General features: G+C 31.1%; 21 protein-coding genes, 5 tRNA genes and 1 CRISPR repeat array (1 of these 27 running past the window's edge). All 26 genes read left to right on the top strand.

Annotated features, from left to right (window positions below; translation table 11 throughout):
• Positions 1–367: direct repeats of the CRISPR family, unit length 37 nt; unit sequence GTTAAAATAGAGTATCCATTAAAATAAGGATTGAAAC (it extends 798 nt beyond the left edge of the window).
• A gap of 200 nt (positions 368–567) precedes the next feature.
• The 26 genes from ACZ5B9_RS12295 (at position 568) to ACZ5B9_RS12170 (ending at position 23,858) form a co-directional block, all read left to right on the top strand.
• Positions 568–1,332 carry a site-2 protease family protein gene (locus tag ACZ5B9_RS12295; protein WP_464422835.1) on the top strand — a complete coding sequence of 255 codons (765 nt, stop codon included), beginning with the start codon at positions 568–570 and terminating at the stop codon, positions 1,330–1,332.
• A 129-nt stretch (positions 1,333–1,461) separates the two neighbouring features.
• On the top strand, positions 1,462–2,343 hold the full coding sequence (locus ACZ5B9_RS12290; protein WP_314291448.1) for a hypothetical protein: 882 nt from the start codon (positions 1,462–1,464) through the stop codon (positions 2,341–2,343).
• Positions 2,344–2,360: 17 nt separating this feature from the next.
• Positions 2,361–3,515 (top strand): hypothetical protein, encoded by a 1,155-nt coding sequence (locus tag ACZ5B9_RS12285; RefSeq protein WP_464422834.1) that lies wholly within the window; start codon positions 2,361–2,363, stop codon positions 3,513–3,515.
• Between the two features lie 16 nt (positions 3,516–3,531).
• Positions 3,532–3,687 (top strand): hypothetical protein, encoded by a 156-nt coding sequence (locus tag ACZ5B9_RS12280; RefSeq protein WP_464422833.1) that lies wholly within the window; start codon positions 3,532–3,534, stop codon positions 3,685–3,687.
• A gap of 105 nt (positions 3,688–3,792) precedes the next feature.
• On the top strand, positions 3,793–4,383 hold the full coding sequence (locus tag ACZ5B9_RS12275; RefSeq protein WP_464422832.1) for an IMPACT family protein: 591 nt from the start codon (positions 3,793–3,795) through the stop codon (positions 4,381–4,383).
• Between the two features lie 120 nt (positions 4,384–4,503).
• Positions 4,504–4,578: transfer RNA gene (locus ACZ5B9_RS12270), tRNA-Glu, on the top strand.
• Between the two features lie 43 nt (positions 4,579–4,621).
• Positions 4,622–4,697: transfer RNA gene (locus tag ACZ5B9_RS12265), tRNA-Val, on the top strand.
• A gap of 7 nt (positions 4,698–4,704) precedes the next feature.
• Positions 4,705–4,781, top strand: a tRNA-Asp gene (locus tag ACZ5B9_RS12260).
• Between the two features lie 6 nt (positions 4,782–4,787).
• Positions 4,788–4,863 (top strand) — tRNA-Thr (locus ACZ5B9_RS12255).
• A 23-nt stretch (positions 4,864–4,886) separates the two neighbouring features.
• Positions 4,887–4,971 (top strand) — tRNA-Tyr (locus ACZ5B9_RS12250).
• 67 nt (positions 4,972–5,038) lie between these two features.
• Positions 5,039–5,398 carry a YbaB/EbfC family nucleoid-associated protein gene (locus ACZ5B9_RS12245; protein WP_015770281.1) on the top strand — a complete coding sequence of 120 codons (360 nt, stop codon included), beginning with the start codon at positions 5,039–5,041 and terminating at the stop codon, positions 5,396–5,398.
• Positions 5,399–5,653: 255 nt separating this feature from the next.
• Positions 5,654–6,823 carry an MFS transporter gene (locus ACZ5B9_RS12240; RefSeq protein ID WP_464422831.1) on the top strand — a complete coding sequence of 390 codons (1,170 nt, stop codon included), beginning with the start codon at positions 5,654–5,656 and terminating at the stop codon, positions 6,821–6,823.
• 147 nt (positions 6,824–6,970) lie between these two features.
• Entirely contained in the window at positions 6,971–8,689 is a 1,719-nt protein-coding gene (locus tag ACZ5B9_RS12235) for a phospho-sugar mutase (RefSeq protein ID WP_464422830.1), read from the top strand.
• A gap of 155 nt (positions 8,690–8,844) precedes the next feature.
• Entirely contained in the window at positions 8,845–10,236 is a 1,392-nt protein-coding gene (gene hemW, locus ACZ5B9_RS12230) for a radical SAM family heme chaperone HemW (protein WP_464422829.1), read from the top strand.
• 109 nt (positions 10,237–10,345) lie between these two features.
• Positions 10,346–11,029, top strand: a complete 684-nt coding sequence (locus ACZ5B9_RS12225) for a YggS family pyridoxal phosphate-dependent enzyme (RefSeq protein WP_464422828.1) — start codon at positions 10,346–10,348, stop codon at positions 11,027–11,029.
• Between the two features lie 11 nt (positions 11,030–11,040).
• Positions 11,041–11,580 (top strand): cell division protein SepF, encoded by a 540-nt coding sequence (locus tag ACZ5B9_RS12220; protein ID WP_464422827.1) that lies wholly within the window; start codon positions 11,041–11,043, stop codon positions 11,578–11,580.
• A gap of 116 nt (positions 11,581–11,696) precedes the next feature.
• The gene (locus ACZ5B9_RS12215) at positions 11,697–12,893 is read left to right on the top strand and encodes a M50 family metallopeptidase (protein WP_464422826.1); all 1,197 of its coding nucleotides are present in this window, start codon (positions 11,697–11,699) and stop codon (positions 12,891–12,893) included.
• 11 nt (positions 12,894–12,904) lie between these two features.
• The gene (locus tag ACZ5B9_RS12210) at positions 12,905–14,557 is read left to right on the top strand and encodes an ABC1 kinase family protein (RefSeq protein WP_464422825.1); all 1,653 of its coding nucleotides are present in this window, start codon (positions 12,905–12,907) and stop codon (positions 14,555–14,557) included.
• 76 nt (positions 14,558–14,633) lie between these two features.
• The gene (locus tag ACZ5B9_RS12205; RefSeq protein WP_464422824.1) at positions 14,634–15,305 is read left to right on the top strand and encodes a DUF1269 domain-containing protein; all 672 of its coding nucleotides are present in this window, start codon (positions 14,634–14,636) and stop codon (positions 15,303–15,305) included.
• A gap of 257 nt (positions 15,306–15,562) precedes the next feature.
• Positions 15,563–16,126: a sugar O-acetyltransferase gene (locus ACZ5B9_RS12200; protein ID WP_464422823.1), complete on the top strand. Its 564-nt coding sequence runs from the start codon at positions 15,563–15,565 to the stop codon at positions 16,124–16,126.
• Positions 16,127–16,669: 543 nt separating this feature from the next.
• Positions 16,670–18,373, top strand: a complete 1,704-nt coding sequence (locus tag ACZ5B9_RS12195) for an ABC-ATPase domain-containing protein (RefSeq protein WP_464422822.1) — start codon at positions 16,670–16,672, stop codon at positions 18,371–18,373.
• Between the two features lie 81 nt (positions 18,374–18,454).
• Positions 18,455–19,732: a prolyl oligopeptidase family serine peptidase gene (locus tag ACZ5B9_RS12190; protein ID WP_464422821.1), complete on the top strand. Its 1,278-nt coding sequence runs from the start codon at positions 18,455–18,457 to the stop codon at positions 19,730–19,732.
• 199 nt (positions 19,733–19,931) lie between these two features.
• Positions 19,932–20,825: a tetratricopeptide repeat protein gene (locus ACZ5B9_RS12185; RefSeq protein WP_464422820.1), complete on the top strand. Its 894-nt coding sequence runs from the start codon at positions 19,932–19,934 to the stop codon at positions 20,823–20,825.
• 80 nt (positions 20,826–20,905) lie between these two features.
• The gene (gene ylxM, locus ACZ5B9_RS12180) at positions 20,906–21,229 is read left to right on the top strand and encodes a YlxM family DNA-binding protein (protein WP_455036626.1); all 324 of its coding nucleotides are present in this window, start codon (positions 20,906–20,908) and stop codon (positions 21,227–21,229) included.
• A 208-nt stretch (positions 21,230–21,437) separates the two neighbouring features.
• Complete coding sequence (locus ACZ5B9_RS12175) at positions 21,438–22,298, top strand: MurR/RpiR family transcriptional regulator (protein WP_315288880.1); 861 nt, start codon at positions 21,438–21,440, stop codon at positions 22,296–22,298.
• 138 nt (positions 22,299–22,436) lie between these two features.
• Positions 22,437–23,858: a 6-phospho-beta-glucosidase gene (locus ACZ5B9_RS12170; RefSeq protein ID WP_464422819.1), complete on the top strand. Its 1,422-nt coding sequence runs from the start codon at positions 22,437–22,439 to the stop codon at positions 23,856–23,858.
• Positions 23,859–23,883 lie beyond the last annotated feature (25 nt).

Raw genomic sequence — 23,883 nt, 5'->3', positions numbered from 1 at the left:
CAAGGACAAACACAATACGTTAATCCAAATTGTTAAAATAGAGTATCCATTAAAATAAGGATTGAAACAGGTGGTAGAACTTCGTTCAAATCTTTAGGTACATGTTAAAATAGAGTATCCATTAAAATAAGGATTGAAACAATGCATCAAATAACAATGTTTCTCTTTTTATAAATTCGTTAAAATAGAGTATCCATTAAAATAAGGATTGAAACTCGACAGTATTAGGAAGTATTCTAATTCTATATCTACCCGTTAAAATAGAGTATCCATTAAAATAAGGATTGAAACAGAGAATACAATTCCCAACCTCCTCTCCATAAAATCTAAGTTAAAATAGAGTATCCATTAAAATAAGGATTAAATTATTTGTTAAAAACAACAACTTTTATATAAGGGTTGTTTTTTTATTTTAAAAAAAGATTTAAATACTTTACTACATCAAATTTTTAAAATATTTTGTTATTTTTAGGAAAATTTGATATAATTTATTCAAAAGGAACTAAATTTTTGGGTGATAAATTTTAGAAATGAATTAGAAATATACGATTTTGGAAAGGAAGTTTTGTGAAAATAGTAAAAAATTATTATAACAGATTTAAGATCTTAAATCCTCAATATTCAGAAATAAAACTGGGGATTATTGTTGCAATTATTATTTATTTTATTGCAAAGATTTTTTTTGCAGTGGAAATCTCAAGAGACATGATAATTTCACTTGTTGTTTTTGTAATATCAATGACTCTTCACGAAGTGGCACATGGCTATGTAGCTTACAAATTTGGTGACGACACCGCAAAAAGAAAAGGAAGAATAACGCTAAATCCTTTAAAACATATTGATTTTACAGGAATAATTTTGCCTATTCTCATACTTTTGAGCGGATTTAAATTTTTGGTGGGTTGGGCAAAGCCTGTTCCAGTTAATTTTTATAATTTAAGACCACATCGGCTTGGGTTATTTTGTGTTGCAATCGCTGGAATAGTGGTAAATTTCATTCTTGCTGGGACTTCACTTATATTGTTAAAATTTGGAAATAAATATTTGGATATTGAGAATATTTTTATGACAATCCTGCTTTATACTTATTTAATAAATCTTTTACTTGGATTGTTTAACTTAATACCAATAACACCGTTAGATGGGGGTAGAATAGTGTATTCACTTTCAGGGTATAGAATTAGGGAATTTTACAATAAAATTGAAAGATACGGAATTTTGATTATTTTTGTAATTGTTTATTTGGGAAGTACAGTTTTAACACAGGGATTTTTAACAATTGTAGAGTTTTTTTTACGGCTTGCAGGCATAAATATAAGTTTAACTTTTTAAAAAAGTGAAAGAAAATACAATAAAAGTGTTTGAAAATTGAAAATATGGGATATAATATAGTGTTATAGCTGTAAAGATAAATATTAAATACACAAATATTTTTATCAAAATTTTAAGGATGTGGTAAATATGAGAAAATTATTTTTGATTTTTGGAATATTTTTAATGATAAATTTTGGGATATATGGTTTTACTCAGAAAGAGAAAATTCAAGAAACGTTATCAAAACTTGGAGTAAAGCAGGCGTTAATTGATGAAACAGTGGCACTGGACTACGAAATTAGGGATACACAGTATTTTGAAAATGATGAGATAATTATTCGTGAGAGAGTGCAAAAGCTCGAAAAATTGCTTCAAAAAGATGAGAGGAATTATATAGCATCACAAGCTTTGATTACAATTTTTGAATCAAAAATAAGTGGAGATTATAAAAAATACCTTGATTTATTTGTAAAATATACACCATATGAATATGAAAAAACTTTTTCAAAAATGATGTATGCTCTGGATCAAGGAGATATATCAAGTTTTGAAAAATATATGTATGAAATTCCTAAAAAATATAACGACACAGTTGTGGTAACTCTAGCAAAAATTTTTGTGGCAAAAAATTTTGATGAAAAACAGATGCTTACCGAAAAAGTGCTAAAATTACTTAAAAATGAAAGTGAGCGTCGAAAAGTGGGAGTTTCTGACGAAGAATATTATTTTATGAAGTTGACTTACTATTTGAATAAAATACGTAATTTATTTGATAAAGGGGAAGTGAAACAGGCTGTTGCAGAATATTTGGATAATATTGTAAATGAAAGTGTAAATGAGGAAATACAAAATTATAATTTGCGTGCTGAAGTTATACTTTACTTTAATGTTGTAATAATGAATGAAGAAATAAAAGAAGATTTATTAAAAATAAGTAATGGAGCAAAATTGGAAGATACTTGGATTGCTAAAAAAATTCAGAAAGAAACTGAAAAAGACAAGGATTTTTTGTCAAAAATGGTAAATTAAGAAAGAGGAGAAAGTTTATGAAAAGAATGTTTGTAACGTTATCATTACCACTTCTTTTAACATTGGGAGGTGAACTATCAGCATATACTAGAGCTGAACTTATACAGGATAGACTTTCAAAAATTGGTATAAAGCAAGATGTAATTGATGAAACGATAAAGTTTGAATATGACATTAGAGACGAAAAAAATTTTTTTACGGAAGATGGGAAAGAAAATGATAATCTTTTAAAACTAAAAGAAATATATGGAAAAGATGAAAGAAACGAAACACTGGGATCAGTTCTAGTAGGGGCATATATGGTTGGTGGAAAGAAAGACTTTAGGAAAGCAAGAGAATATATGGATAAAATCGCTCCATATTCACCACAATTTGATAAACTTTCAAACGAATTTACCTATTATAAACTAAAAGGAGATGAAAAAAAAGCCAAATTTTACTACAATCTTATAAAACGTCGTTACAAGAATTCTGTTGCATTAGAACTTATCGATACATTAAGTGAAAATCTGGATATGGTAATGTTTATTGAAACATTGGGTGATTATTTTGTTGAAGAGGGAGAAGAAACTAATAGTGAAGCAAATGATTTGCCAGATGGATTTTCTTATGATGATAAAAAGGGGATTATACAAAATAAAGACGATGATGGAAGTTCAAATGAAGAAGGAGTTTTGGAAGATACAGCGACCTATGGTGAAAGTGTGAAAGAAATTTTAGATAGTGGAAAAGAAACTTTGGATAGTCAAAAGAAAGAAATTAATAAATATCAAAGAATAATTGATTATTTCAAAATTCAAAAAAATCAAAAGGAATTTGGAATACCTGATGACTACGTGCGAGGATTTAAGTTAAAAGTTGCTGAGGTAAAAATAGCAAAAAATATGATGAATTATGGCATAGAGAGTGCAGTCAAATATTATTTGGAAAACGTCTCAACAAAGGATGTAACTTATGAAGATGTTTATTTTAATGAACAATCTGAGTTGGCACTTTATCTTGCAGTTGCACAAATGCTATCCGTTGCTGATGATAATGTGGTATCAAAATATCGAAAAGAATTTGAAAACACAAGAGTAATTAAGCTGCTGGATGAAGTTTTGAAAAATGAGAGAAAAAAGGAAAAAGAAAGGGATGGGAAGACTCAAGATAAAAATCATATAAAAAGCTGATATGGAAGTATTTAGCATGGTTGAAGTGGCAATATTTATGAAAAGCATGTATTCTGATAGAGCAGAAGCTAAAAAGCTGACAGATGCCGATTACAAGAGAAAGAAATTCGCAAGTGCAAATAAATTTAAGCAGTTGGAAGGATATGTACAGATACAGCCAGTAACTCAATAAAAAATTATAGAAACTCAGATAGACTTAATTAGAAAAATAGTTGTCTGAGTTTTGTTTTTATGATAACATAATAATATCATTTTAAATTTATGAAAGGAGGAAAAGTTGAAAACTGTAGCAAAAGAAACAATAATCGAATTTGAAGAAAAAAAATCAAAATTTATTGGCTACATTAAACCAGTTTCAACAGTAGTTGAAGCTGAAAAGTTTATTAATTCAATAAAAAAAATGCACCCAAATGCAACCCACAATGTACCACTTTACAGAGTAATAGAAAATGGTCAGGAATATTTTAAGTACAATGATGATGGAGAGCCAAGCAATACAGCGGGAAAACCAATGGCGGAAATACTTAACATTTTAGATGTGTATAATGTGGCAATAGTTGCAACAAGATATTTTGGAGGAATAAAGCTGGGGGCAGGCGGACTTATAAGAAATTATGCAAAAACTGCAAAACTGGTCGTTAATGAAGCAAAAATTGTGGAATATGTGGAAAAATCAATTTTTATTTTGGATTATGATTATGAAAATACTTCAGAAATAGAGGCTTTTTTAAGTACAAATAGTGAAAAATTTAGGATAGAAATATTAGAAAAAAATTACTCAAACAGAGTTACCATGAAAATATCAGCAAATGATGAAATCGAAAATGAATTAAACGGATTACAGAAAATAATAGTGATAAAAATGTAAAAAATAATAAATTTTAAAGAAATTCAATTTTTTTATAAAAAAGTGTTGACAAATCAAATTAAGTATGATATTATATTTCTTGTCTGTTAGTATTGTAAATACAGATATGGGAATGAATGTGCGGCCTTCGTCTAGTGGTTAGGACCTCGGGTTTTCATCCCGGTAACAGGGGTTCGATCCCCCTAGGCCGTACCAATTTTAAAATTGAATATTTAATGTTAAATGGTGATTGTTTTATGGTCGCATAGCTCAGCTGGGAGAGCACCTGCCTTACAAGCAGGGGGTCATTGGTTCGAACCCAATTGTGACCACCATTTTTATGGAGGTGTAGCTCAGTTGGTTAGAGTGCTTGCCTGTCACGCAAGATGTCGCGAGTTCGAGTCTCGTCACTTCCGCCATTTAATGCCGCTTTAGCTCATCTGGTAGAGCAACTGACTTGTAATCAGTAGGTGGTTGGTTCGAGTCCGACAAGCGGCACCACTATTTAAAATTTAGAATGTTGTGGAGAGGTTCCCGAGTGGCCAAAGGGATCAGACTGTAAATCTGCCGGCTCAGCCTTCGAAGGTTCGAATCCTTCCCTCTCCACCATTTTTTTTTATAAAAATAAAAATTGTTATAAATATTAAATCATAATTCGTAGGAGGAATTATCAGCTATGGTTAGAAAAATAAAAGGAGCAGGAAACAAATCTGGTGGAAATCAGCAGGATATAATCAAGCAAGCTCAAGTAATGCAACAAGAGATGTTAAAAATCCAAGAAGGATTAAAGGATAAATTTGTAGAAACATCTGTTGCTGGTGGAGGAATTACTGTAAAAGCAAACGGACAGAAAAAAATTGTAGATTTATCAATTTCATTGGATGTATTAAAAGATGCAATTGAAGAAAATGATGCAACAATTGTTTCAGACTTAATTGTAAATGCAGTAAATGAAATCTTGGATAAAGCTGAAGAAATGGCTGAAAAAGAAATGGAAGTAGTTACTGGCGGAGTAAGTATTCCAGGATTATTCTAAAATTAGAGATTTTGAATAAATATTTTTATAAAAACCAGAGTAATGTCTGGTTTTTTGTTTTTTCAGAATTAATTTTATAACTGTATTCTGAATTATTTATACTAAATCCCATTATAAATAGAAACTAGGTTGAGGATAAAAGTTTTAATTTCTTAACAAATAGCATGTAATTCAAAATTTTTTAAACATTCGCTATTTAAACAGGAAATAGTATTAAAATTAACATAAATATTTAAAAGGAAAGGAGATGGAAAAATGAAAAAAAACATAAATAGGATGATAGTATTGATGTTTTTATGTATTATTGTTTATAATTTAGGGCATCCTGCTACGCCTGCACTAATTGAACTGAGAGGATGGAAGAAAAGTATTTCGGGAGAACTGCTGGCGTTCATGAGTACGGCTATGTTTATTTCTTCGCCTTATTTGGGAGCTTTGGCTGATAGAGTTGGGATGAAGAGGATATTTGTGTTTATGCCATTTTGTTATGGAATGTCACAGCTTATATTTGGATTTGGAACGAATTTGCCACTTATATTTTTAGCACGGATGATTTCGGGATTTGCTTCAGGGGGAACATTTGCTGTGGCATTTGGATATGTGAGTCAGCTGTCTGAAAAAGAAGAAAAGGCTAAGAATATTGCCAAAGTAAGTTCTGCTACTGTAATTGGCGGAGCAATTGGACAGAAAATAGGGGGATATGTCGCAACTGCTATGAATGATCCACGATTTTCATTTGCATTACAGTTTATTGGTGGAAGTATTGTTTCAATAATTATTTTGTTGGTTATGAAGGAAATAGTGAAAAAAGATAATAAATTAGAAGAAGAAAAAAATAAAAAGGACTTAAACCCATTTGCAACTTTTAGATATATTAAGGAATTAGATGGATATTCCAAGTTTTTCTGTCTTGTAATTTTGCTTTCAGGAATAGGAATTTATTCTTATGGAAGTGCTTTAAACTATTTTTTGAAATTTTATAAAAAAGTTTCTTCTGATACAATTGGAACTTTTGTTATGTGTTCCTCATTACTTGCCTTTTTTGGAACTGCATTTTTGCTGGGGAAATTATTAAAAAAGTTTAAAGAAAAAAGTATTTATAAATTTCTGATTTTTGTTGGAATAATATTGATGGCAGTGATTTTGTTTAGAGTTAAATTTGGTGTAACTCCGTATCTTTTGATGGCTCTTTATACAATGACGTACGAGATTGTACGTTCGCTTGGAAATACTATTATTGCTCAGAGATATAAGGAAAATCAGGGGAAGATACTGGGAGTGGCATCTGCAGTGGGTTCGCTTGGAACTGCTATAGGTTCGCTGTTATCAGGATATTTATTAAATTTTAACCCTTTTTTGCCGTTTATTGTGAATATTATTGTAATGTTTTTTGTATTAGTTTTAATTTTAGTAAAAAAATTGTAATTTTTTTCGTTTAAGTATTTGTTAAATTAAATTAATATGGTAAAATTAATATAGAATAGAAAAATTTTTGGCGATATTTAATTCAAAATAAACTGTCAAAATAATAGAAATTAAAATTATTTAAATAAAAATTTTAGGAGGCGTACCATGGAATATATGAAAAAATATGAATACTGGTTAAATTCAGAAGCTGTTGATGAAAAGGATAAGGAAGAGCTGAGAAGTCTGGCTGGAAATGATAAAGAAATTGAAGACAGATTTTTTAAGGATTTAAGCTTTGGAACTGGTGGAATTAGAGGTGTTCGTGGGATTGGAACTAACAGAATTAATAAATACGTAATTAGAAAAGCGACTCAAGGTCTTGCAAATTACATGTTAAGTTTTGATGAAAAATTGGCAAAAGAAAAAGGGATTATCATTGCTCATGACTGTAGAATTGGTTCAAGAGAATATGCCTTGAATACAGCGAGAGTTATGGCTGCCAATGGAATTAAGGCATATATTTATGAAGATTTACGTTCTACTCCTGAATTATCATTTGGAGTAAGATACAAAGGAACTATGGCTGGAATCGTTGTAACTGCTTCGCATAACCCTGTGGAATACAATGGATACAAGGTTTACTGGGATGATGGAGCACAAGTAGTAGATCCGCATGCACCTGCTATTGTTGCTGAAGTTAATAAAATTCAGACTCTTGAAGAAATTAAAGTAATTTCTGAAGCAGAAGGAAGAGAAAAAGGATTAATTATTCAATTGGATGGAAAAATTGATGACGATTATTTAGATGCAATAAAAACACAAACTTTAAAAACAGATATTCCAGGGAAAGAAAATTTCAAAATAGTTTATACTCCACTTCATGGAACTGGTGGACGTCCTATGAAACGTATTTTGTCTGATTTTGGTTATAATTTTGAAGTTGTGAAGGAACAAATTGAGCCAGATGGTAATTTTCCAACTGTAACTTATGCAAATCCTGAAGAAGTAGCGGCATTTAAGCTTGGAGTAAAACTGGCTGATGAAATTGGGGCAAAAATAGTTATGGCAAACGATCCCGATGCTGATAGAATTGGTATTGCTGTAAAAGATGATAAAAATGAATGGTATTATCCAAATGGAAACCAAGTTGGATTATTGTTACTGCAGTATCTTTTAAATAATAAGAAAGATATTCCTGCAAATGCAAAAGTTATTACAACTGTTGTTTCTACACCAATGATTGACGTTATTGCACCTTCAAAAAATGTTGGAGTTATGAAAACATTGACAGGATTTAAATATATTGGAGAAAAAATTAGACAATTTGAAAATAAGGAATTGGATGGAACATATTTGTTTGGATTTGAGGAAAGCTATGGATATTTGATCGGAACACATGCAAGGGATAAAGATGCATTAGTAACTTCAATGGTAATCGCTGAAATGGCTGCTTACTATGATTCAATTGGAAGTTCAATTTATGAAGAATTGCAAAAATTATATAAAGAATTTGGATATTACCTAGAAGGAATAAAATCTGTCACTCTTAAAGGAAAAGATGGAATTGAACAAATGGCAGCTCTTATGAGTAACTTGAGAGAAAATGTAAAAGATGAATTGCTTGGCAAAAAAATAAAAGTTAAACGTGATTTCTTATCACACAAAGAATACAACTTGGAAACAGGAACAGAAACTGAAATAAAATTACCAAAAGAAAATGTTTTACAATTGGTTCTGGAAGATGATACATATATCACAGCCCGTCCATCTGGAACAGAGCCAAAAATCAAATTCTACTTCAGTGTAAATGCAGATTCAAATGAAAATGTAAAAGCAAAACTTGATAAGACAATGGAAGAATTTTCAAAATTTTTAGGATTATAATTTTTTAAAAAGATCAGAAGATTACTTAAACTAAATGTCTAATTTTTGGTGGAAGTTCAGTTTTTCTGATCTTTTTTGTTTCAGACTTGCTTAATTCTAATTTTTAAAGCAGATTGACTGTAATTATAAAAATTTTTAGAGAGAACTTGTGAAAAATGATAGAAATAAAAGAAAAAGATGTTGATGCAATATATATTCATATTCCGTTTTGTGACAAGAAATGTGAGTATTGTGATTTTTGTACGTTTGTGAGAATGGAGAAGGAATATAGAAAATATGTAGATTATTTAATTAGGGAAATTAGGATGTACCCAAAGTTTAAGTATGATACGATTTATTTTGGTGGGGGAACTCCCTCGGTATTGCCGGTTGGGATGATAAAGGAAATAATGGATGAACTGGACTGGACTGGGAATGCGGAGATTACTTTGGAATTGAATCCGACTGACATGACTTTGGAAAAATTGAAGGAAATTCGGGAAATTGGGATAAACAGGCTGAGTATTGGGATACAGAGCTTTCAGAATCATGTTCTAAAATTTATTGGAAGGCAGCATAGTTCAGATGATGCGGTAAATGTGTACAAAATGGCTAGAAAAGCTGGATTTAACAATATTACTGTAGATTTGATGTTTGGAATTCCTAATCAAAGTATTGAGGATTTACAGAAGGATTTGAATATTTTGAAAGAATTAAAGCCTGAAAATGTGTCAATTTATTCGCTTATATGGGAGGAAGGGACTGTTTTCTGGAGTAAGTTGCAAAAGGGTATTCTGTCGGAAATTGATCAGGATGTAGAAGCTCAGATGTATGAGATGATTATTGAATTTTTTTATGAAAATGGGTACTGCCATTATGAAATATCGAATTTTGCACGAATTGATGAAAATTTTCAGAAAAATAGAAATATTAATAAAAATTATAATTTAGAAAAGAGAATAGATTTTCAAAATTTTTCAGAAATTAAGAAGAATGAAGAAATATTGAAAAATGAAATATTTCAAAATATAGAAAGCTTTGAGATGATTAAGGAAAGACAAAAAAATAGTGGAAGACATAATTTGAAATATTGGAGAAATAAAAAGTTTATTGGTGTTGGAATGAGTGCAGCGGCTTATTATGGAGAAAATCGCCATAGCAATGTTCGTACATTTAATAGATATTATAAATCTCTGGATAATGAAAAATTACCGATTGATGAGAATACAGTGGAAATTGTGGATGAAATTGAAAGTGAAAAGTTGAGCAGAATGCTTGGGTTAAGGCTGATTCAGGAGGGAATTGAATATTTTGAGGACGAGAGAGTCGAAAAACTTATAAAAAATGGATTATTGGAAAAATTTATTGTGAAAAAAGTGGACTTTTCAGAAAAAAGAGAACAAAAAATTGAAAAATTTATTGATACAAAAGAAAAAGAAATAAAAAATAAAGTCAAAAATAATGAATCATTTAATGAAAAAACGACAGAAAAGACTTATGAAATAAGGCTTCGTTTAACAAAAAGAGGAATGTTGCTGGCAAATGATGTATTTGTTGAATTTATTTGAAAAAAAGGTTATAATAGTGTAACTGTAAAAAATATTATATTTGTACTTATAGAAAATAAATAGGAATTAATCAATTACAAAGCAAGTCAAAAAATAATAAGGAGCAAAAATGAAACTCGATAGTGTAAAAATTCAACAGAACTATGAAAAAATTTTGGAAGATATAAAAAAATATTCTCCATATCCTGAAAAAGTTAAAATTTTATTTGTAAGTAAGTATTTTGATGTAGAAGAACACAAGGCTCTGATTGAGATGGGGTATGATTACTTTGGCGAAAATAGGGCTCAGCTTTATCGGGACAAGCTAAATGAATTTTCAGATGAGAAATATAAAAATATTAAATGGGATTTTATTGGAAGGTTGCAAAAAAATAAAATAAAGTATATAATTAATAGTGTGAATTTAATACATTCGATTGATTCTTATGAACTTTTAGATGAAATAAATAAAAAAGCTATTGAAAATGACAGAATTATAAATGGATTGATTCAAGTTAATGTTTCAAAAGAAGAGTCCAAAACAGGAGTTTACATTGAAGATTTTAAAAAAGATAGCGAAAAATATTTTTCTATGAGTAATGTAAAAATAATAGGTTTTATGACCATGGCACCATTTGAGGCAAGTGAGTCTGAAATAAATGATTATTTTTTAAATATGAGAAAACTAAAAGAAGAATACCAGAAGCGGCATGATTATGTTACTGAGATTTCTATGGGAATGTCGAATGATTATGTAGAAGCCTTGAAAAATGGGGCTACTATAATTAGAATAGGAAGTAAGTTATTTGAATAGGAGGTTATACTTTGGGACTTAAAAGAAAAATAATGGAATTTTTTGGCGATGATATTGAAGATGATGATGATGAGTTATCTGAAGAATTGTCAAATGATGAAAGAAAAGAAACGGTAGTAGAACAGCCGTCACAAACTCAACAAGCAAAAGTTCAACCAAAACCAGCAGTAAATCGAGTTGAACAAGAAAAACAACCAGAAGAGAAAAAAGGCATCGGAAGTCTTTTTGGAGTAGGAAAAAAGGAGGAAATTACAAAAATGGCGTCGTCAAAAGTGAGCTATGTTTCGATTATCAGACCAAAAGTTTTTGAAGATTCGAGATTAATTGCTGATGCAATAAAAGAAAATAAAGTTGTAACATTCAGTTTGGAATTTTTAGAATATGAAGTGGGACAAAGAGTAATAGATTTTGTAAGTGGAGCCGCTTATGCAATGAATGCGCACCTTTCAAAAGTTACTGATAAAGTTTTGACTTCTATTCCAGTTGGAATCGACTATGAAGATATTGATGCTTCATTAGGAGAAGAATCAAGAGATAGTAACTTATTATAATACAAATAAGTTAATTTTGGAATTTAGCTGCTTTTTATGGGTTTTTCTCATTTAAAGCAGTATTTTTTAATAATTTATTTCAGGAATAAAAAATAAGAAAATGGGAGAATAGATAAATGGGAATAATTTTTACAATAGTAATTTTAGGGGTAATAGTATTTTTGCACGAATTGGGGCATTTTGCGACAGCTAAATATTTTGGAATGCCTGTTTCAGAGTTTGCAATTGGGATGGGGCCTAAGATTTTTTCAGTGAGAAAAGGGGAAACGGTTTATTCGATTAGGATTCTTCCTCTTGGAGGATTTGTTAATATAGAAGGGATGCAGCCTGAAAATTTTGATTTAGAAAGGTTTAAAAAGGAAAAAACTGATGAAATTATTGAGGAACTGAGAAATGAAAAAGGGTTAACTGAAAAATCTGATGAAATTGAAAGCGAAGAATTTGTCAATGAAGTGTCGAAAAGGCTGGACGAGAATGTGGAAAAGGAATTGAAAAAGCAGGAAAATATTCAGAAAAATGGATTTTTTGCGAAGTCGCCGTTTAGCCGTTTTGTTGTACTTATTGCAGGAGTTATGATGAACTTTATTTCTGCCTTGATTGCCTTATTTGTGATGCTTTCAATAACAGGAGTGATGCCTATAAAATATACAGCGCCAGTTGTTGGAGAAATTCAGGCAGATTCCAGAGCAAAGGAGAAATTGAGAGTAAACGATAGAATCTTGGCAGTTAATGGAGAAAATGTGTCAAACTGGGTGGAAATGTCGGAAAAAGTTTTGAAAATTAGTCAAAATTATAAAGATGAAGATGTAAGCTTGAAAATTTTGAGAAATGATAAGGAAATTACAGAAAATGTGAAATTGACGTATAATAAAGAAGCGAAGGCAAATTTACTTGGAATACAGGTTTTATCGCAAAAGACGAATATTAATGAAAGAATAAAAATGAGTTTTGTATTATTTCGGGACTATTTTAAACTGACACTTGATGGTGTGAGAATGCTTGTAACTGGAAAAGTGGCAATGAAGGAAATGACAGGACCTGTTGGACTGCCAAAGATTGTTGGTCAGGCTTACGGACAAGGCGGATTTTTTGCATTGCTTGTAATATTTATTCTTATTTCAATAAATATTGGAATTATGAATTTATTACCTATTCCAGCACTTGATGGGGGAAGATTGATATTTGTTATTCCTGAATTTTTTGGAATAAAAGTTAATAAAAAAATAGAGGAAAAAATACATGTAATTGGAATGATATTTTTGCTTGTATTGATGCTGGTTATTGTATTTTTTGATGTTACTAAATATTTTTAATAGAAGGAGAAATGAACAAAATGGTAGATTTTATACAGAAGACAAAAAGACTTGTGAAACTTTCTTCAGTGATTGTTCAATATGGATTTGATGAATTGTTCAAAAGAGGCGAGCTGGAAAAGTATCTGCCAGGAAATATAAAAAGAAAATACAGTGACAAGATTGATGAAATAAATGCCAGCACTTTTTACGAGAGAATAAGAATGGCGATTGAAGAAATGGGCCCTGTATATGTAAAATTTGGGCAGATGCTAAGTAACCGAAAAGATATTTTGCCTGAGGAACTGATTGTACAGCTTCAGAAATTGCAAGATAATGTGGAAGTTGAAAAAGTTGATGTAAGAGAAAAGATGAATCTTGAACTTGGAATTGAAGTAGATGATTATTTTTCTGAAATAGAGGAAGAACCAATGGCATCAGCTTCGATAGGGCAGGTGTTTAGAGGAAAATTAAAAAATGGGGAAAAAGTTGTTGTAAAGATTCAGAGAGAAAATATAAAGCCTGTAGTTGAAGTGGATTTGGAAATTATGAAAAGCCTTGCAAAAACTTTGGAAAAATATTATGAGGACATGAAAAGAATGAATATTGGGGATGTTGTGGAAAGTTTTGAGAAAATGTTGAATGAGGAGCTTTCACTTAGTAATGAGCTTCGTAATATAGAGCGTTTTGCAAACAATTTTAAGGAAGATAAGAGAATTCATGTTCCAATTGTGTATAAACATCTTTCCAATGACCATATTCTCACAATGGAAATGATAGAAGGCTTTAAAATTACTGATAAGGAAAAAATAGCAGAAACAGGGAAAAAACCTGAAGAAATTGCAAGAACAGGACTTGATTTGTATTTGGTGCAGTTTTTAAAACACGGATTTTTTCATGCTGACCCCCATCCTGGCAATATTTTTATAAAGGAAAATGGGCAAATTGTATTTATTGATTTTGGTGCAATGGGAAGGCTTTATCCGAATGAGCGAGAACTTTTAATAAATTTGATTATTTATTCATTGAAAAAAGATGTAAAAAAAATGATTGAAACTATACGCAAGCTGGCGATAAAATTTGAAGTTGCGGATGAAAGAAAGTTTGAACGTGAACTTTATGGATTAATTGAAATGGTGGATGGGAATTCATTGGAAAGCATAGATATTGTTACGATTTTTGAAAAAGCAAGGAAAATATTCAGTGATAACCAGATTCTGCTTTCTGAAGATATTTACCTGCTAGTAAAGGGAATTGGTCAAATTGAAGGAATTGGTCGGCATTTGGACCCAAGCCTTAACATAACGGGAATTATGCGGCCATATATGGATAAAATAGCAAGAGAGCGGATGAATCCAGTGAATATCTTTAAAAAAGGCACAGAAAAGCTGGAGACTTTTTCTGACAACTGGCTTACTTTACCAACAGATTTAAAGATGATTTTAGAAAAAATTCAAAAAAATGAATTAAAACATAAGCATGAAATAATCGGCTCTGACAAATTTCAAAAGACTTTTGAGCAGTTAATACTCGCAATTATTATTTCATCATTATTTGTTGGCTCATCAATACTAGCTTTGGCAAACATTCCTCCTAAAATCTTTGGAATTTCTGGATTAGGGCTGCTAGGCTTTGTTATTGCGGGAATAATGGGTCTGAATTTGTTTTTAAAAAGTAAAAAATAAGTGTTAACAAAATAAAAACTACTTTTTCAGGATTATAATTAGTCAATTTAATTTTAAAAAGTAAAGGAGAAATGTTATGGAAAATAATGTTTTATTAGCAACATTTGAAAATCAGCTAAGTGCATTTGAGGCTCTGGCTGACATAAAGACAAAATATTCAGGAGAAAATTATGTAATTACTCAGGCTGCAGTTGTAAGAAAGGAAGACGATAAGCTGGGTTTCAAGGATGGTTTTGAAGTAAATGCAAATGGAAATATAGGATTTTTAAATGGAGGGCTTCTCGGGGGTCTTGTTGGAATCATTGGAGGTCCGTTGGGAGTTATTTTTGGCGGAGCAGTAGGAGCTATGATAGGCGAAAGCCAAGGTGAAAAGGCTGACAAAAAAATAATAAGCATATTTGAAGATGTTTCAAAACACCTTGTAAATAACCATTATGCGTTGATTTTGCTAACTTCGGAATCAGAAAATGCAGAACTGGATAATTTTTTGAATAAATACAATCCTGAAACAATCCTGCGAAAAGATGCCAAAGTTGTTCAAAAGGACCTGGAATTTGCAAGAGAATACGAATCCAAACTGAAAACAGATATTGAATACAAGGAATTAAAAGACAAATTTGAAAGCAAGTCAAAAGAAATAAAGGAAAATTTGACTGACTTTTCAGAAAAGGTAAAGGCTAACGCAGAAGCATTTACAGAAGATTTGACAAAATTTGTACTAGACTTGAAAAACAAATTTAAGAATTAAAGAAGGCAGGGTAATAAATCTTATATTTGTTTTTTGTGTTAAAGAATTTCACCGGTGTTTAATCAACTAAACTTAAAAATAAGAATAATGTAAAACATAAATTGCAATATTAATTTCTTAAATATTTTACCCTCACAGGTTAAGTGCTTGTGGGGGTTTTTGCATATAATTGTGAAAAAGAATTTGGGAAATAAAAGGAAAATATGCTAAAATGAAGATAGAAATAAATAAAGATGGCTTGAAAGGAAGAGTAGAAAATGACAGAAAAAGAAAAAATGTTGTTGGGAATGATTTATGATGCGAATTATGACGAGGAGCTTTTGAAGGAAAGGGCTAAAGCAAAGGATTTGTGTTTTGAGTATAATTATTCAGTGAAGCCGTCAGAAGTTGAAAAACAAGCTGAAATTTTAAAAAAATTATTTGGAAAAACAAAAGAAAATTTTACAATAACAGCACCATTTTGGTGTGATTATGGTTATAATATTGAACTTGGAGAAAATTTTTACAGTAATCATAATGTTGTAATTTTGGATGGAGCAAAGGTAATATTCGGGGATAATGTATTTGTTGCACCAAATTGCGGATTTTATACCGCAGGACATCCTTTGGACAGTGAGCGTAGAAATGCAGGACTGGAATATGCAAAACCGATAACTGTTGGAAATAATGTATGGTTTGGAGCCGGTGTTCATGTGATGCCAGGAGTTACAATTGGGAATGATGTTGTAATTGCAGCAGGAAGCGTTGTTACGAAGGATATTCCAGATGGAGTTGTAGCGGCTGGTGTTCCATGTAAAGTTGTAAAAAAGATAATAGAATAGAAGAAATGATTTTGATTGCTTATATTGTATGGTTAAAAATATTAATAGGAAAATTGTAAAAGAAAAATAAAAAATAAAAAATATAAAAAAAGGAGAATATGATATTTTATATATTTATCATATGAGATAATTTTATAACACTTATAATTTATATGCTTTTTCTTTTTTGTTTTCCAAGATTGCTCATTACTGTAAATCTTTATCTTGCAGTAAATCCTGGTAATTAAAAATGCTCCGACGAATTGATTTTATAATAAAAACTATCTTAATTATTCAAGGTTGAACCATATTATAAAACAAGAAATACTAAAAAAAATAAGTTGTATTCTTAAATTAATAAAGCATTATCCTTAAAAATTTTATTGTATTTTTTATTATGAAAATAAAAAAATATTCTAAATGATCTTGGAAAAGTAAAATGGATAAATGGAAGTCTTAAACAGAAATTACAAGAGTTAGAAATATAGTTATGAGTTAAGTTTTAAAGAGGTTGCTATGAAATAAAGAAAAAAATATTAATAAACAGAAGGAGTGTTTACAGAAATGAAAAATTATAAAGAATTAGAAAAAATATTATTTTCAATGGATGGAAAAAGTTATTCAGCGTATAAGTCGCTTAAAGGGGAATATAGGTTTGAAAAGTATATTCTTGCAATTGATCACGTGCAGTCGGATCCTTATGCTCCGCCTTCAAAAATGAGAGTTACAATGGATAGGAAAATTTGCAGAATTCCTTATGAGCTGACGGATACGAAGGATAAGAATATTGCAGTTTCGGATTTTCTTACGAGAAATTTTTACAGGGAAATTCAGAAAAGTGGGAATGACAGTACAGGAACTGGGGGAAGTGGAAGAATTTTTATTGACAGGTGCGGACAGGAAATTTTGGAAAGAACTTCAGTTCTGATAAAGGGAGATAAAGTTGAAGTGAGGTTTGAAATGGGGATGCCTGCGAGAGGCAGACGAATAATGGGAAAAACTGCACAGAAAATTATTTTTGAGCAGCTGCCTGAAATTGTGGAAAAATCCATTATTTATGATAATTTGAATAAAAAAGCGTTAAATGAGCAGGTAATTCTAGTGCTGGATCAGGAATATGCGAGAAAAATTTTGAAGGAAAAAGGGCTTGCTGCATTTGTGGCTAATGATTCTGTGCTTCCACGTGAAAGTGGAGTTTCGGATAGACCTATGAAAAATGCAGTTAAGTTTAAAAGTCCAGAAAAATTTCAGATTACATTAAAGCTTCCAAGTGGGAAAGAAATAAGCGGAATGGGAATTCCAAAAGGAATTACGCTAATTGTGGGTGGAGGTTATCACGGAAAATCCACGTTGCTTGCAGCACTTGAAAGAGGGGTTTACAATCACATTGCTCAAGATGGACGTGAATTTATAATTTCTGAATCGGATGCGGTAAAAATACGTGCGGAAGATGGAAGAAATGTGGAAAAGGTGAATATAAGCGGATTTATCAATAACTTGCCACAAAATAAGGATACAAGGGCTTTTTCAACTGAAAATGCGAGCGGAAGCACATCGCAGGCGGCAAATGTGGCAGAAGCACTGGAATATGGGACTTCTTTGCTTCTAATAGATGAGGACACTTCGGCTACTAATTTTATGATTCGTGACGGAAGAATGCAAAAACTTGTGGCAAAGGAAAAAGAACCGATAACACCCTTTATTGACAGGGTAAAGGAACTTTATGATAATTTTGGAGTTTCTACGATATTGATTGTCGGTGGCTCTGGAGATTATTTTGATGTGGCAAATCACGTTATAATGATGGATGAATATGTGCCAAAAGATGTAACGGAAAAGGCGAAGGAAATTGCAAAATTGGATGAAAACAAGAGAGAATTTTCTTCAAATGATAAATTTCAAGGAATTACACAGCGTATTCCACTTAAAAAAAGTTTTTCGCAGTCAGGAAAACTGGATAAAACAAAAGCCAAAGGGAAATACAGCATTCTATATGGAAAGGAATTAATCGACATTTCTGGGCTGGAGCAGCTTGTGGATGACAGCCAGACAAACTGCATTGCTGTGATGATTGACTATTTTAAAAATAAAGTGCTGGATGAAAAACTGACACTTTCGCAAGCGGCTGACAGAATTTATGAAAAGATTGAAAAGGACGGGCTTGATTCAATTTCTTCGTACACAGGGCATCCAGGAAATTTGGCATTACCGAGAAAGCAGGAATTTTGTGCGGTGGTGAATAGGTATAGGAAATTAAAGATAAAATAGTTTACTTTTAAATTTTTACTTTATTTAATAATTTTATCAATTAAATTTGAAATAAAAAATATTGTAGAGGAAGTGATGGCTATGAGAACGAAGGTATTGGTATTTGTAGGTTTGCTTTTGGTGAGTGTGTTGGGAATTTCAGCTGAAATTACATTTAGGGATCAGGAAATGTATCATTCGTTTAGTGATCAATATTCATTAAATGCAAAAATTTTTGATTATGGGCAAAATATCGTTTCCATTGAAATTAATACTAAAGGAAAAGGGAAAAATATTCAAAATAAACAAATTGCTAAAGATACATTCAAGGTTTTTGCTAAAGGAACTTTGCCAAAAGACGCTGGAATTGTGCTAGACGATAAGACTAAATCTCTTGGGACATTTGAAGTTGAGAGGGAAATTGAGAATATTTTTGTAAATGATAAGGGGAATATTGTTATTAATTTGAAATATGGAAAAGATGTGGCTGGAGCAAATACTTTGAGTTATGTTACTGGGGATGTTTCTCGAAATGTATTGATGGACTTGGAGTATAATGTGGAGCAAAAAAAGGAGATAAAGGGTTATAAAGCAGGATTTTATAGACAAGGGAAAATTGTTGATGAGGAAGCTGATAAGTTTGTAGCGGCGAAGTCTAAAAGTGGAGTGAATTATCAATATTTTAAACCTGTTAATAAAGATGATGGGAAGAAACATCCGCTTATAATCTGGTTTCATGGGAATGGTGAAGGCGGATACAAGGATTATCGGAATAATGTTTCACAAAAATTGGCAAATCGTGGGGCAGTGGCTTTTGCAGAAGATAAAACACAAAAGATATTTGGTGGAGCATATGTTGTGGTACCGCAGGCTGATGACACTTGGTACAATAATTATACCAAAGGGTATATAAAATCAGTAAAGGCTATGATTGATGAGTTTGTTTCTGAAAATAATGTAGATAAAAATAGAATTTATGTTTTTGGAGCTTCTGCTGGTGGATATATGTCGTTTAGAATGATGATTGAATATCCAAATTATTTTGCGGCATTTAGTACAAGTGCAGCTGCTCTTGATAAAGCGGCTACTTCTGGCGGAGTTGCAACTACTACACAGGATTTGATGAAAATAAGAAATAAACCGCTTTGGATGGTTCACGCACAAAATGATCCGACTATTTCCTACGAAAATACAAGTAAAAGAGTTTATGATATTCTTTCAAAATATGGAGCAATACTTTCCTCTTATCCAAATGTAAAAATTGGTGGAACTGAGTACAATGGACACTGGAGCTGGATTTATAGTCTTAGAAATATGCCTGCGAATAATAAAGGGGAACATTTGTTTGAGTGGATGGCAAAGCAACGTTTGAAAAAATAAAAATTTTAGTTTAATAGAGATGTTAAAATGAAATTGGAAAAGACTTGCTTGGAATAGTAAATTCTGAGTTTAGTCTTTTTTGTTTATAACTTTATTTTTAATTAATTTTCTTGAAAAAAATTAGATTTATTGGTGAATTTGTGGTATTATAAACAATAATAGATTAAAAATAAAATTTTTTAAAAGAGGAAATTTATAGATGACTGAGAAAGAGAAGGAAGTAAAAGAGAATAGAATACAAGAATTGATTGTAAAGAGGGAAGAATATGTGAATAATGGAGAAATTGAAAAGGAAATTATTGTTTTACGGGAATTGAAGGTGTTGTTTAGACGGCTGTATGGTGAGGAAAGTGACGAGAGCGTAAAAGTGTTGACTGAATTGGGGAATGTTTTAAAATATGTTGGGAAATTTGAGGAGGCAATAAGACATTTATCTAAAGTTGAAAAAATTGTGTTAAAAAATTATGGAGAAAATACTATGGCTTTTGTGACTTGTAATGCGAATCTGGCTGAAGTTTACAGAACTATGAAAAAGTATGAAGAGGTTGAGGAAAAATATTTTAAGGCGATAAAGACGTATAAAAAGAATAATTTTAGGAATGAATATGTATTTGCAGGAATATGTAATAATCTTGGACTTTTTTTTGAAGAAACGGATAGATATAAGGATTCGGTAAAATGGCAAAAAAAAAGTTTGGAAATATTGGAAGATGCGGAAAATAGTCAAGTACAAAGTGCGATTATTCGAAGCAATATGGTAAATTCCTATCTGAAAATTGGAGAAAAAAAGTTAGCAGAAAATTGTATGAATGTAGCTCTTGAAGTTCTAGAAAAAGAAGTAGGAGAAAATAGTAATTTGTATTTTAATATTTTACATAATTTGGCAAATGTTTATTTTGAAAACAAAAGTTATAAAAAATCAGTTATATTACTGGAAAAATGTGAAAAATTGCATAAAACTATTTTTGGAAATGAAAATGAAATGTATCAAAGTATTTTGGATAAAATTTTAATTGCAAAGCAGAAAATTGCTAAAAATAAAATGGAACAGTATGTATGGAAAAACCAGAGTGTAAAAAAATTGAAAAACTAAAAAATATATAAATTTTATTTAATAGATAATTTTGATTTAAGAAATGAAATTACAAGTAAAATAAAGAGGAAGTTGAATATATGGATAAATTGGAAGATTTTTTGAAATATTCTGTGCTATTTTCTTATTATGGCGAACTTTTTCCGAAAAAGAAAAGGCAATATTTGGAACTTTATCTGGAGGAAAATAGCTCGCTTTCGGAAATTGCTGAACAATGCGGGGTTACAAGGCAGGCTGTTTTTGATAATATAAAAAAAGGTGTTCAGAAGTTGGATGAATATGAGAATAAACTTGGAATATTTGAAAAAGAAAAGGAATTGAAGTGTAAATTAGAGGATTTGAGAAAAAATTTTACGAAGGAAAATTTGGAAAAGATAATAGAGGATTTTGAATATACAGAATAAAATTAAATTTGAAAAAGCAAAAATAAAAAATAAATTGCTATTGACAAATAGGAAAGTCAAGGTATAATGGTTATGTAAAGAATATGTGAAGTTTATAAATTTGAGTTATTACTATTTGGATTAGACAAAACTGAAATGGCGGGAAATGCTTCTAATAAATGTTTTCCCCCTTTGGTTTTGCCTTTTTTATTTAATAAGAAGGTGAAGGATGATTATTAGTAAACTGGAAAAAAAGGAGAATTTTACAAATAATGAAAATGAAATAGCAGATTACATTTTAAAACACTTGGATGAGGTACATTTACTGTCAGCGGAGAGTCTGGCTAAAAAGGCGTTTGTGAGCAAGGCTACTGTTGTGAGATTTTGCAGAAAACTAGGGGTTAAAGGGTATAGGGACTTTCAGAGAAGTCTGGATAAGGAAGTCGAGGAAATGATGAAAATTAAAGGACTGCTTAGCGAAGAGCCTGTAAACAGTGAAACAAAATACGATGAAATTATCTCAATTATTCCATCGCTTTATGAAAGAGTTATTGGGGCTACAAAACTTAATTTGGATACAACTGTTATGGAAAAAATTATTGAAAAACTTAAAAATGTTAAGAAAATTGAGATTTATGGAACTGGAATTTCGTATATATTGGCAAAGCTGGCTTCTTTTAAGTTTATGACGCTTGGAATTGAGAGTGCCGCTTATGACGGACTTAATGAGCATTATATTATTTCTGCGGAAAAAGGGGAGAAGGATATAGCGCTTATTATTTCGCTTTCAGGGACTAATCCTTATATGATTAGAATTGCGGAATATTTGAAAAAAAGGAATGTATTTGTTGTAGGAATTGGGAATGGCTCGTCTGAGGAAATAAAAAAAGCGTGTTCAGAATATATTGAAATACATGCTCCAAATTATATTTTGAGTTTTGAGATGGTGTCGCTATTTACTGGGATTAATTATGTGCTGGACATATTTTTTACTTCTCTTTTAGTGTCGAACTACTACAAGAATATAGATACATCTTTGGAAGTTAGCAAAAATTATGAGAAAAATGAACCAAAAGTATCAAAAAAATGATTACAATAGACATAATTTTGAAACAATGGGGAAAATTGATAAATGCTCTTGTTTTTGTAAGATTTTAGTGTTATATTTTTAATGTAAAGAAAATTATTAAAAATATTAAATACGAAAATTTTTTAGGAGGAGATAGAAATGGGATTTAGAAAAGACTTTTTATGGGGCGGAGCTACTGCTGCAAATCAGCTTGAAGGAGCTTATAATGAGGATGGAAGAGGACTTGCAAATGTAGATTTGTCGCCAGTTGGGGAAGATAGGTTTGCTGTAATTACTGGGGAGAGAAAAATGCTGGAATTTGACGATGAGCATTTTTATCCTGCTAAAGGGGCGATTGATTTTTATCATAGATACAAGGAAGATATTGCATTATTTGCAGAAATGGGATTTAAGACTTATAGAATGTCAATAGCATGGACTCGTATTTTCCCAAATGGAGATGAAGAAACTCCGAATGAAAAAGGGCTTGAATTTTATGAAAATGTATTTAAGGAATGTAGAAAATATGGCATTGAGCCATTGGTTACAATAACGCACTTTGATTTTCCTATTCACTTAATCAAGGAATATGGGGGATGGAGAAACAGAAAAGTTATTGATTTTTACAAAAGATTGTGTACTGTAATTTTCACTAGATATAAAGGACTTGTAAAATACTGGATTACATTTAATGAAATTAATATTTTATTACATGCACCATTTATGGGAGCAGGGATTGTTTTTGAAGAAGGGGAGAATAAAAATCAGGTTTTGTATACTGCGGCACACAACGAATTAGTGGCAAGCGCTTGGGCTACAAAAATTGGACATGAAATTGACCCTGAAAATAAAATTGGATGTATGCTTGCAGCTGGAAAATTTTATCCGCTTACTTCTAAGCCTGAAGATGTATGGACTGCACTTGAAAAAGACAGAGAAAATTATTTTTTCATAGATGTGCAGGCTCGTGGATATTATCCTAATTATGCTAAGAAATTTTTTGAAAGAGAAAATATAGATATTGGAATTACAAGTGAAGATGAGCAAATTTTGAGAGAAAATCCAGTTGATTTTGTAAGTTTTTCTTATTATACAACTCGCTGTATCTCTGCTGAAGCTGACAGGCTTGGAGAAGGAAACTTGCTAAAAACAATGAGAAATCCGTATATCGAAGTGACAAACTGGGGATGGGGGCTAGATCCGTTAGGATTTAGAACTACAATAAACGAAATTTATGACAGATACCAAAAACCGTTGTTTGTTGTGGAAAACGGGCTTGGAGCAGTGGATGTTCCAGATGCAGAGGGATATGTGGAAGATGATTATAGAATTGACTATCTGAGAGATCATATAAAGGCAATGAAGGAAGCTGTTGAACTGGATGGAGTGGAACTTCTAGGATATACAACTTGGGGGCCTATCGACTTAGTGAGTGCGGGAACTGGAGAAATGAAAAAACGTTACGGATTTATCTATGTAGACAGAGATAACGATGGAAATGGGACATTGAAGAGAAGCAAGAAAAAATCATTTGACTGGTATAAAAAAGTTATTGCAAGTAATGGAGAAGATTTGGATTAGCATTTGAAATTATTTATTTATTGAA

Source organism: Leptotrichia sp. SK-5 (genome assembly GCF_055387215.1).
The sequence above is the reverse complement of the archived record's forward strand: the minus strand, read 5'-3'. Positions and strand labels throughout refer to the sequence as shown.